11 protein-coding genes are annotated in these 12,795 nt (G+C 27.4%); all 11 read right to left on the reverse strand.

Annotated features, from left to right (window positions below; genetic code table 11):
• Positions 1-138 precede the first annotated feature (138 nt).
• The 11 genes from H9661_RS10400 to H9661_RS10450 all read right to left on the reverse strand — a co-directional run bounded on the left by H9661_RS10400 (position 139) and on the right by H9661_RS10450 (position 12,785).
• Entirely contained in the window at positions 139-807 is a 669-nt protein-coding gene (locus tag H9661_RS10400; RefSeq protein ID WP_191768667.1) for an acetyltransferase, read from the reverse strand.
• Positions 797-1,960, reverse strand: a complete 1,164-nt coding sequence (locus H9661_RS10405) for an ATP-grasp domain-containing protein (protein WP_191768669.1) — start codon at positions 1,958-1,960, stop codon at positions 797-799. The genes H9661_RS10400 and H9661_RS10405 overlap by 11 nt, the downstream gene beginning before the upstream one ends.
• Positions 1,961-1,996: 36 nt before the next feature.
• Complete coding sequence (gene rffA / locus H9661_RS10410; protein ID WP_191768671.1) at positions 1,997-3,130, reverse strand: dTDP-4-amino-4,6-dideoxygalactose transaminase; 1,134 nt, start codon at positions 3,128-3,130, stop codon at positions 1,997-1,999.
• A gap of 22 nt (positions 3,131-3,152) precedes the next feature.
• Positions 3,153-4,586 (reverse strand): lipopolysaccharide biosynthesis protein, encoded by a 1,434-nt coding sequence (locus H9661_RS10415; RefSeq protein WP_191768674.1) that lies wholly within the window; start codon positions 4,584-4,586, stop codon positions 3,153-3,155.
• Between the two features lie 84 nt (positions 4,587-4,670).
• Positions 4,671-5,729 carry a TDP-N-acetylfucosamine:lipid II N-acetylfucosaminyltransferase family protein gene (locus H9661_RS10420; RefSeq protein WP_191768676.1) on the reverse strand — a complete coding sequence of 353 codons (1,059 nt, stop codon included), beginning with the start codon at positions 5,727-5,729 and terminating at the stop codon, positions 4,671-4,673.
• 5 nt (positions 5,730-5,734) lie between these two features.
• Complete coding sequence (locus H9661_RS10425; protein WP_191768678.1) at positions 5,735-7,000, reverse strand: hypothetical protein; 1,266 nt, start codon at positions 6,998-7,000, stop codon at positions 5,735-5,737.
• 14 nt (positions 7,001-7,014) lie between these two features.
• Positions 7,015-8,316: a glycosyltransferase family protein gene (locus tag H9661_RS10430; RefSeq protein WP_191768681.1), complete on the reverse strand. Its 1,302-nt coding sequence runs from the start codon at positions 8,314-8,316 to the stop codon at positions 7,015-7,017.
• 18 nt (positions 8,317-8,334) lie between these two features.
• Positions 8,335-9,666 carry a glycosyltransferase gene (locus H9661_RS10435; protein ID WP_191768683.1) on the reverse strand — a complete coding sequence of 444 codons (1,332 nt, stop codon included), beginning with the start codon at positions 9,664-9,666 and terminating at the stop codon, positions 8,335-8,337.
• A 10-nt stretch (positions 9,667-9,676) separates the two neighbouring features.
• Positions 9,677-10,837 carry a beta 1-4 rhamnosyltransferase Cps2T gene (cps2T, locus tag H9661_RS10440; RefSeq protein ID WP_191768685.1) on the reverse strand — a complete coding sequence of 387 codons (1,161 nt, stop codon included), beginning with the start codon at positions 10,835-10,837 and terminating at the stop codon, positions 9,677-9,679.
• Positions 10,838-10,889: 52 nt separating this feature from the next.
• Positions 10,890-12,119 carry a nucleotide sugar dehydrogenase gene (locus H9661_RS10445; RefSeq protein WP_191768687.1) on the reverse strand — a complete coding sequence of 410 codons (1,230 nt, stop codon included), beginning with the start codon at positions 12,117-12,119 and terminating at the stop codon, positions 10,890-10,892.
• Positions 12,120-12,152: 33 nt separating this feature from the next.
• Complete coding sequence (locus H9661_RS10450; protein ID WP_243240398.1) at positions 12,153-12,785, reverse strand: sugar transferase; 633 nt, start codon at positions 12,783-12,785, stop codon at positions 12,153-12,155.
• Between the last annotated feature and the right edge of the window lie 10 nt (positions 12,786-12,795).

Below are 12,795 nucleotides of genomic sequence, written 5' to 3' on the forward strand. Positions count from 1 at the left end.
CACAATGGACACCCTTGTCTTAAGCTAATGGTTGGCACTATCAACCCCCATATCGGACTTTCACCGACTAGTACGTGTCCATGCTGGGCACACATAAAAAATAGGATATCATATTTAAAAATATGATATCCTATTTTATTATTCTATTCTTATACCTAATGCATTATCAATTTCCTTTTGTCTTTTGGCCGGCACTCCATAATAAATTCCTAAAGAAAATGTATCTTTCAACACAAGACTTCCTGCTCCTACCAAAGTCTCTCTAGAAATTTTCACATTATCTGATACAATAGACCCTACCCCGATAAAACATAAATCCTCAATGTGTGTAAATCCTGAAAACTTATTTCCAATTGAGATAAATGAATGATCATCTAAGTGACTATCGTGTCCTATCACAGTCCCACTATATACAATATTATTACTACCTACTTTAACATTAGGCTCTATAACAACATCACTTAATATAATATTGTTAGTTCCTATATAAAATGGTTTATTAATAACTACACTTTTATGTATATAATTTACAAATTCATATTTCTTATATTTTATCCTCTCATACAACTCTTTCCTTTTTCTCATACTCTTATACCCTATAGCAGTAATAAATTTATATGATTCAGGTGGATATTCTTGTTCAATCTCTTCAAAAGCCACTACCTTTTTTCCTAATAATTCATTCCTATCTATATAACATTTGTCAACAGTAAAACATTCAACCGAATAATTATCACTTTCTGATAAATAATAATAAATTTGTTTTGCAAAATCTCCTACTCCAAATATTATTATTTTATCTTTCATTCTCTTCAACTCCCAGCAATATTTTTTCAATATTTTTAAATTCTTCATAACTTTCAAATTGAAAAATAATATAACCATGTCTATTAGAACTATCTGTAACATTGGCAAATCCATCAGATTCCTTAAGTTCCTTTTCTACTATAAAAGGTTCTAATACTGAATAATTTTCCTTAATTGTGATCATATCATCTAAATTGAATATAAAAAATACAAAAGAATATTTATTCCATCTTCTTTTTATTTCTGTATAATTTCCTAATGCTTTGTCCATCACTAATTCTGTAAAATCTATACCTGTAGATAACTTTACAAGATCACTTCCAATAAAGTCCCCACCCATTCTAGCTCCAATTTCGATTATATATGGAACTTTATCTTGAACTTTTATTTCCACGTGCGATGCCCCATCCTGAATTTCCAAAGCATTTAATCCTTTTATAGCTGTATCAATTGCAGAAATAAGAACTTCTTTCCCTATTGTTCCTGGTTGTAAATGAGCTCTTTCAATAAAATGAGGTGAACCTGTAGTAAATTTTTCTGTTATTGCTAAAAAAGAATGTTTGCCCTTATCTGTGAAAAACTCCATACTATATTCAATTCCACCTATATATTCTTCCACTATAATTTCTTTGTTAAATGATTCATTTAATGCTAATTCTATTGCAAATTTTAAATCATCTTCTTTTTCAACTTTAGTTACACCCCTACTTCCTGATCTATCAGTTGGTTTCACTATTACAGGTAAAGATAATTGTAACAAAATATCTTCATATTGCTTATCACCTGACACTTTACAGTACTTTGGAGATTTTACTCTATTTTTTAAAAAAGCTTCTCTCATTCTATATTTATTAGTTGATAACACTGTACATAACATAGTATTACCAACTAAATTCATCTTATCTGATATATAATTTACTGTTAGCATCGCTAAATCTGATCCAACTGATAAAACTCCGTCAATCCCTATTTCTTTACACTTTTCCAATATTATATCTTTTTCAATTATGCTAACAGGATAAAAGAAATCTGCATTTTCTTTTCCTATAGCACCATCTTCCCAAGCAAAAACATGAGTCTCTATATTTTTTTCTTTACATTTCAATATAAGCTTATTTTGATATTCATTAGCACCAATTATAGCTATTTTCATTTTATCCCTCCCTCTTAAAATGGGACTTTATAGATACTATTTTGATCCCAAAAAGTCTCTTATATTTTTTATTATATACTGAATAGTGTTACCCTCTATTCCATAATACATTGGTAATCTTAGCAATCTTTCACTTTCCTTTGTTGTATAAAAATCTTTTCCAAAGAACTTACCAAATTTCTTTCCTGCTGGTGAATTATGTAAAGGTATATAATGAAACACAGATAATATTTGATTCTCCTTTAAATAATCTATTAGCTCATCTCTAGTATTCATATCTTTGCATTTAATATAAAACATATGTGCATTATGCTCACATCCATCAGGAATTGTTGGTAACTCTAATATTTTATCTATTTCTAATTCTTTCAATCCATCATAATACATTTGCCAAGCATTTAATCTAGAATTGTTTATTTCATCCACTACCTCTAATTGAGCATATAAATATGCAGCATTAATATCACTTGGTAAATATGACGATCCATATTCAACCCACGTATACTTATCAACTTGCCCCTTAAAAAACTTACTTCTATTTGTCCCCTTTTCTCTAATAATTTCTGCTCTATCGATATATTTCAAATCATTAATTAATATTGCTCCACCTTCACCCATAGAATAATTTTTAGTTTCATGAAAACTAAAACATCCAAAATCTCCAATAGTTCCAAGTGCTTTTCCCTTATATTTAGACATTACACCTTGCGCTGCATCTTCAATAACTAAAAGGTTATGTCTTTTAGCAATATCCATAATTTTATCCATTTCACAAGCAACTCCAGCATAATGAACAGGAACTATCGCCCTTGTCCTACTTGTTATTGCATCTTCAATTTTATTTTCATCTATATTCATAGTATCAGGTCTAATATCAACAAACACTATTTTAGCGCCCCTCATTACAAATGCATCTGCAGTAGAAACAAATGTAAATGAAGGCATAATAACTTCATCCCCTTCTTTTATATCTGCCAAAATCGCAGCCATTTCCAATGCATGTGTACAAGAAGTTGTTAATAATATCTTTTTACAATTAAATTTGTCTTCCATAAAAGAACTACACAACTTCGTAAATTTTCCATCTCCACAAATTTTTTTATTCTCTACTGCTTCACGAATATAATTTAATTCTTTCCCTACAAAAGGAGGGATATTAAAATTAATCATTTTCATACCACCTTTTCATCAATTATTGCTTATCGAATTTTTTCTTTAAAATATCATAAACTTTTCTCAATATTTCTTTATATAAAACCGTAACAATTACTATACTTAATATTCCAAATAGTATTGTAAAAAAGTTAGCTTTATTAAACGTAGAATATAATGCATATGATGCTATTATAAATATACATATATAGAATTCTCTTAATTTATAATTAACATAATAAAATTTTAGTGAAATATGAGTTCTTAATACATAAAATAATATATATGAAATTCCCGTAGAAATTGCTGCTCCTTTAGCTCCTAACATTGGAACTAAGATTAAGTTTCCTATAACATTCAGTAAACAACTAGCAACCGATATTAGTATATGATAGTTTGGCTTTTTACTAAAATTTATTCCTATTACTGTTGTTTCTGATACTGTGTACATTATTGGCATAAATATAAGAAAAGGCATTATAAAACTAGCACTTCTATATTCCGCTCCCAATAAATATACTACAATGTCTTTAAATAAAATTAACCCTATTCCCATATACAGCATAGCAACTGATATATATTGACACATATTGCTAAAAAACTGTTTATTTTCACGGTTCTCTATATACTTTTCCAACGCTACAGGAGTCCAAAATGTTGTAAATGTTGATTGTACAGCGTTTAATAATGCAACTATACTAAATGCCGCACCATATACCCCCAACTCCTCATACCCTGAAAATTGTTTAATTGCAATTCTATCAACATATTGAAATATCCATGTCACTGCTCCACTAAATACTAATGGAATCCCATAGGCAATCAATACTTTTTGATCATTTTTCAGCATTTCTTTCTTATAAGAACTTACTCTCCAATATTTCATATCTAATAATATTGCTATTATTGTAGATAAAAGATTAGAGAATACTGTAGCGATAACCAATGTTAAATAACTTTTATTCAAAGGTGTTGCTAATACAATCACGCCTATTATATAAGACAACTTTTGTATAACTTGCAAAATCGAATAACTTCTTGATTTTTGTTCCATTCTAATTATCAAAAAAGCAAATCTATTAATTAACATTATTGTGTTATTTATAATTATAAATATCATAATAAAAAAACTTTCGCTTTGAAAAAAAACAAGTGCTAATTTTTTGTAAAAAACCAACATTCCTACAGCTATTACTACATTGAGTATAAATGGAATAATTAAAGATTGTTGTAATAATTTCGGCCTTAATTTCTCTTTTTCCTCATAAAAAAAACGTACAAATGATTGATCTAAACCACAAATAATAGCTAGCATAGCAATGTTTGCCACTAAAGTAAACATAGAAAACTTCCCATATTCTTCTGGATTTATTAATCTAGTTATTACTGGTGAGCTAAAAAAACCAATTATAAGCGTTATACCACTTCCTAACGCATATGACATGAAACTTCTTATTAACGAACCTTTTTTCATCTAAAACTCCTCATCTTAATATAACAATTAGCTATATAACTTTTCTTAAACTATCTTTAAAGTTTCTCAAATACATATAAAATTCTAATATTTATCTGAGAAAAAAACCTTCGACCAATCGCTAATAAACTTTTTATTTGAAAATTCTACTTCTAATATATTTCTGTTCTCATTTGTCTTGCATTCATCTATCAAAGAAAAAAATTCATCTTCTTTCTTAATTCCACTTATCTCAAATACATTAATATTTATAGATTTCAAAAAACTCCAAGTTGATATATCATCTCTTATATACACCTTTTTCCCCATATATAGTAAAGTAAGAATGTTTCCCATGGCTTGTTGTCGCTTATGGTTGAATATTGCAATATCTATATCATTTAAAGAATTCACATACTCTTCATACGATAAAAACTTAACTTGTTCATTAAATTTATTACCTAACACTTTTTTACCATGTTGTATAACATCTTTGGTATACTCCTTATCTCCATAAGCTAATGGGCAAATCACTTCAATATTTTTATCTTTATATTTACTTAAATAATCTATAATCTCTATATGATTATTTGACGGATCAGCAGAATTCCCTATCTGTATTGCGATTTTTTCTCTACTTAACTTAACTTTATGCTTACTATTTATTAATTCTGTATCTATTAAATATGGATAAAATCCACTATAATATATTGCTTTAGTTTTATACCACTTTTTCGCTAAAATGTAATCGCCCTCTACATATGTAATTATATTTCCAATCCTTTTTATAATCATTCTTCTAAGAATTTCCCATTTATTATATCTTGAATTCATTAAATAATTATATAGATCTGCTCCCCATAATACCCAATAAGAATTTTTTAATAAGCGCATGTTACTTATAAAATATAAAAATAAATCTTTTCCCCAAAACAAACTGTGTAATATCAATTTTTTCTTACCAGGGATTTTATTTAAATGTAAAATTACATCTTTTTCACTATTGTAAAAAAATACATTATCATAATCGAAACTTTTATCTTTAGTTAAATACTCTGCTTTTTTAAATACTAAAAAAATATGATCGTTACTTTCGAAATTTTTATTAATCATCTCTATAAAAGAAGCAGTAAACTTTTCATGCGGAAAAATATGTATATTCATTTTTATTAAACCTTCCTTTGAAACAATACAATTGAAATTATTGTAATTGTTGATATCGGTGTTGAATAAATTATCTGTGCATTAATAATTCCAGTCGTAAATACAAAAGATATAATTGTTGATAATAATAATAATTTTGTATAGTTATTTATATTACCACTTTTTATCAGGCTTACTATTATAGTTATAATAAACACTACAATAGGTATAATGGCAAAAATTCCCATTTTGCCCATAATTGTATAAATCCCATTATCTATAAACATACTAGTAGAAGCAATTGATGAATCTACATTATAGAGAACCATCTCTTTGCCTAAACCAAAACCCAAATATCCACTCTCTCTTATTTCATTTAAGCATTCATAATTAGTTCTTGACCTAACATTATTTTCTTTATATTCTTTATTTAATAATTGTACAAATCTATTTACTATCACATTATTAGAGCTACTAGCATATGACATCACTTCACCATTAAACATTATAGCTGTAGAAATAATCATAAAACAACTTAAAGCAAGACTAAAAATCACTATTACATTCTTTCTTGCACTATTTATTATAAATGCTAAAATTAATAAAGTTAAATACATTAATATTAAAGCTCTACTTTGAGATATAATAGCGCTAGCGATACTAGATATTACTGCAATTATCTTAATTCTATTTTTTACTATACTTTTTTTCGCAGAAAATATTAGTGGTAACAGTAATGAAAGACACCCATTTGAAAAAGCCACTCTACTACTCTCCCACCATAACAATAAATTATCATTATAAATTAACGGTAAAATCTTGTCTCTAAATATGTATATAATAATTGTAGTTATAGAATATATAATAATAGAATATATCACTATCCTTACATATCCCCCACCGTTATTTTTAAAATAAATATCAACTCTAAAAACAAAGTATGTGATTATTATTAGCATAAATGTTTTAATATCACTTTTTAGAAAAATATTTTGATTTTTATATCCTATATACATATATATTATAATTAATATAACAAAAAAAATCGTTAAAAAATCATACTTCGCAAATGGAACCGCTTTATTTTTTACTATCTGTCTTAAAGATAATAAAAGCAATAAAATCAGTAAAATATTTGTCAAAGAAATCCCAAATAAACTTAATCCAATTTTCTCATATATTTTTTCATTAAAAGGAACTGATAAAATCAATATCAAATATAACTTATAAATATTATCTGTATTTTTTAATGAAACTACTGCAATTAAACAAATCCATAATAAACTCAACATCTATCTTTAACCTCTTACGTTAATTTATTAAATAAATCTAATACAACTTTTTCCCATGTAAAAAGAAAACATGGTTTTTTCCAATTACTATCGTAATCTTTATACGAATTCTCTATGTTATTTAGCAAATCAAATATATCTGTTTCTTCATTATAGATAATTGGTCCTTTATCCACTTCTCTCATTATATATCCTAGTTCATCTTCCTTTGAACCTAATATAGAAACAACAACTGCTTCACTCCCAATATATTCATATAATTTTCCAGGTACTTGAGAACTATTTTTATTGCCATACAACAATAGTACGTCTGCTTTAATTACATACTTTATTGCTTCTTTAAATGGAAGAAAATCAACTATTTTTACGCATTCAAATTCTCTTAGTTTTTTTTCATCATCTGAACTATCAAATTGACCTATAAAAAGTATATTTAATTTCTTATATACTTTATAGTTTTCTTCTTTTAACTTATTTAAAGCTAAACATAAAGGTGTAATATCTCTCAACTTGCTATATATAGTACCTGTATGAACTATATTAATCTTATCCTCTTTTATGTGTTCCGGTACTTCCTCAGATCTACTATATTCTTTATACAATTCAGAATTAAATCCTCTATAAACCACATCTGCATTTTCTTCATTCAAGCTATATTTCTTAATATAAAAGTTTAATGTTGACTTAGTCGTAAATAATAATTTATCTACTTTTTCAACAACTTTTCTTTCCAATCTTTCTTCAATTTTCTTCTTTACCCATAACCCATTTTCTCTTAAAGCACTATCCCCATTCCAAGGGTCACTCCAATATCCTACCCACTTTATTTTTGGATACTTGTTTTTTAGTTTACTCGCAACTAGGTGGCTCGATGGTGTTTCATGAATAGAAAGCATCAAATCATATTCGGTACTATTAATAAGTTTACATGCTTCCTTATATGCTGGCCTAATCCAAAATATAAATGAATCTGGTATCAATAGATTAGTTTTTATAAAATTATTTACTTTCACCTTAATCTTATTCAATTTAGTATTACTAGTTTCTTTTTTTACATCATCATCACTTTTCACAACCTTTTTCTTTCTATTAAAAAGATTGTACAAGTAGCCTGCATTCACCCTAACTATATTCACACTACTATTAAAAGCATCTTCTAATGACTTATCATATGCAATTGAATCTTTAGGATAATCTACTCCAATAACATCTATATCATTTCCTAATTCATTTAAATAATTAATGTAATTAAGCAGCCTAATATTCCCCGATCCGCCATATGGGGGCAAATATGTTGCAATTATTAAAATTTTCATTTTACATCTCCATTATTGTTAATAAAACTCTTTAATCCTTTTTACATGATCTTCTATATAATATTTAAATGAACTTTCACATATTTTTTCGTTCTGTTCTTGTAATATTCCCTTATCATCAAACATTCTTATAATTATTCTTAATATTTCCTCTACATTAGGATTAAATATGTTTTCTTTAAAGTTACTTTCTATTAATACCCTACTCCCAACTCTACTACTCACTATTACAGGAACTCCATAACTCAAAGCTTCTATTGTATTAAATCCAAATGTTTCATACCATATACTTGGAACTATTACTAAATCTGTTGAAGAAAATATATTCTCAAGATCATCTTGATTATAAGTACCATTTAAATATATATTATTTGGTAATATATTACTTGTTACATTTATTTTCCCATATACATTAAGATTTATGTTATTAATATTTCTTTTTTTTAATTCTTCCATTGTTAGTACTAATAAGTTAAATCCTTTATATCCCTCAGTAGGTCCTAAAAAAGTTATATTTAAATTATCTTTTTTAAATTTTTTTTTCTTTCTTCTATCTTTTATATCTCCATGAGTTATATATACAACTTCACCTTTGACTTTTAAATATTTTTCATATATGTTTTTAGTTACATCACTATTAAATAAGAATACATCAACCAATAAGAACATATCTTCATAATATTTTAGCAATTTTTCATATTTATCTTTATCTATCACAATATCTGCTTTTGGTACTTGAATAGAATTCTTAAATTTTTTAATTTTTTTTAATAAACTGAAAACTTTATTACTTTTTAATATTCTATACATTGGACTTTGCAATATATATAACTTTTTCTTATTAAATCCAGTAGCATTGCATTTTAAACACTTTATAACATCTCTTTTTTTACAAACACACCCACTATTATCAACAAAATTGACTTTAGTACATAACCCATAATAATCATGAGTAGTAAAAACAACTTTTATGCCTAACTTTTTACACGCTAATAACATTTCTTTATGTAACCCCATTAATGTATGAATATGAACCACATCAAACTGCATTTTTTCTAGGAAATACATAAAAATATCTTCATCACAACTTGTCATAAATCGCATTGGCTCTAAAGTCCCATCCAACAATGGCACCGGTAATGGATTTATAATTTCGTATATCCTTATACTTTCCTTGATTCCAAAAAACTTTATTTCTGTTTTTTTATTTGTCATTAACAATTTTCCTGGAAATAGTAGATATACTTCATCCCCTTGCTTCTCTTGTTCTTTCATAATATCGAGGCTATACTTAGTTAAGCCACCACTTCTATATGGTGGTAACCCAAGTGAATAGTGCAAAATTTTCATATCTACTCCTTTATTCTGCAAATAATTTTTCATACTTATTTACAATATATTCCCATGTAAAACTCTCTTCGATCCTTCCCTTTGCTTTAATCGATAAATCCTTAACCTTCTCTTTATCATAGTTATCAGCATCATTAATTAGTTTCGAAAGATTTTCCTTCTCTTTTGTAAAATATACTGCACCATCTTTTCCAACTTCTTCATTAAACCCAACATTCAATAAAATATTTAAATCAGTTGTTGCCAAAGCTTCTAATAGGGATGGGTTAGTTCCTCCCACCTCATGTCCATGTATATATCCATATGCCTTTTCTCTTATAACTGTCAAAAGTTGCTGATCATATACAGTTCCTACAAACTTTATCCTACTATCATTATTAAACTTAATTCTATCTTCTATTTCTTTATATAATTTAGTTCCATTATAATTAGTTATAATAACTAATTCTTTACTAGAATCTGACTTCATAAATTCATTAATAATAATCTCGAAATTATTTTCTGGAACAAACCTTCCTACCATTAGATAATATTCTTTTTCCTTTATGTTGTGTTCCTTATACCATAAATTAATTTTTTCTTCTAAACCTTCTTGCATATCTGTATATTTCCTAATATCTGCACCATAAGAAATATACATTGTTTTAGGTTTATAATTATAATATTCTTTCTTTATATATTTTTCTATATTTAACGAATCACAAATTACTAAATCACAATGTTTAATCATTAAACGTTCAGATATTTTCCAATACTTCCTTATAAAAAAATTCCATTTACTCCTTTTCCACTCATGCCCATCTGGGTTTACATATACACTGCACCCCAATTTCCTTAACTTATGTTTGTAATATCCTATAAACGGACCTATCCTACATGCTAATATGTAGACTATAGAATTATCAAGTTTATTTTCTAAAATATATTTTAAACATTGCCTTAAAGCAATTAAATCATAATATATAGCTTTTGCTGACCCAATGTTAGGAACTTTAACATTAAAACACCTTGAATTATTATATTCAAATTCATTATTCTCGTCAGACAAACATGCTACATGATATCTAATATCTTTACTTACTCGTTTTTCTGTAAGTTTTTCAACAAAAGTTTCAAAACCGCCATAATTAGCTGGTATACCTTTTGACCCTATTATAAATATGTTTCTCATTTCGCTACTCACCTATCATCTTAATTGACGCATTAACTGTTTCAACTTCAAACTATATCTTGTATATTTTTGTACCTTTTTCAATTATATTTCTAGTGTCATAAACAATCTTACTTTCTAGTAATGATTGATTCTCTCTAATTTCATTATGTCCTACTAAAACCACTATTAATTTTATGCCACTTAGAAATTCATCTAAATTCATACATTGATTTTCTATTTTTTTCTCTTTGATCATTGGATCATACACTTTTAAATTTTGAACATTATTGTCATTCAAAATAGTTAACAATTGTAATGTTGGGCTTTCTCTCATATCATCTACATTTTCTTTATAAGTCATTCCATATAGTCCAACTTGTGAATAATCTTCTATATTATTCTCAGACATTATTTCTTTAATTCTTTCGAAAACATAATAAGGTGCTCCATCATTTACTTCTCTAGCACTTTTAATTATATTAACTATATCAGGATAATCACCAACTAAAAACCAAGGATCTACAGAAATGCAATGTCCCCCTACCCCTGGCCCAGGTTGTAATATATTTACCCTTGGATGTTTGTTCGCAATTCTGATCAACTCATGTACATCCATACCCTCTTTATGACATATCTTAGCTAATTCATTAGCGAAAGCTATATTAATATCTCTAAATGTATTTTCAACAACTTTACTCATTTCTGCTGTTTTTATGTCAGTAACTACAATATCTCCATCACAAAAAGCTTCATACCACTTCTTAACTTCATTTCCAACAACTTCAGAATCCGCACCTATTGTTCTAGAATTCTTTTTCAATTCATTTATCATATTTCCAGGTATTATTCTTTCAGGTGCATGTACCAAATGAATATCTTGCCCAATTACAAAACCTTTTTCTTTTATTATAGGTCTTATAAATCTATCTATTGTTCCTGGTGAAATAGTAGACTCTATTACTATAATACTTCCACTATCACAAACCTCCATAACTTGTTTTACAGCTGCTACTACATATGAAGCATCAATTTTTTTACTTTCCTTCATATATGGAGTTGGTACTGTAATCAAATATCTATTTGTAGTTTCATATTTTTCACTAAATCTTATTCCATTATTCATGGCATCCTTAAATATTTCTTTTAAACCGGCTTCTTCAAATGTTAGATCACCTGAATTAAGAGTATCAATCAGCTTACAATTCATATCACTTCCTACAACTTTTACTCCATGCGCTGCAAACATTAATGCAGTTGGCAACCCTATATACCCTAGTCCTATAACATTTAAAACTCCCATTTTACTCCTCCGTTCTGTATTTTGCTAATTCTTTTAACTTGCATGTTTGTCTCCAAAAAGCAATAAAAATGTCCTTATAATCAACTTTATGTCACCTAAAATACTTTTTTCTCTAGCGTACTTTACATCAAGTTCCATCCATTCATAAAACCCTATATCATTTCTTCCAGATACCTGCCAGTAACATGTTAATCCTGGCTTAACACTAAATCGCTCCATCATCCACAATTCAAACTCCTTAACTTCCCCTGGAAGTGATGGCCTTGGACCTACTAAACTCATTTCTCCCTTTAAAACATTAATAAGTTGAGGTAATTCATCTATACTTGTTCTCCTTATAAAACTACCTACCTTAGTAACTCTAGGATCTTTCTTTATCTTGAACATAGGTCCATTCATTTCATTTTTGTCTTTAAGCTTGTCTTTAAGCTCCTCAGCATCCACCACCATGGATCTGAACTTATACATTCTAAACTCTTTTCCTCTAAACCCTACTCTATCTTGTACAAAAATTGCCGCGCCTTTACTTTCAAGCTTTATTGCAATAGCAACTATAAGTAAAATAGGGCTTAATACTATTATCCCTAAAAAAGAGCATACTATATCTATTAACCTTTTAAAAAATGCATAACGTATATCTATTTTTTTATATTTATACTCATACAGTACTTCTTCT

Source organism: Clostridium cibarium (genome assembly GCF_014836335.1).
Taxonomy (GTDB): domain Bacteria; phylum Bacillota; class Clostridia; order Clostridiales; family Clostridiaceae; genus Clostridium; species Clostridium cibarium.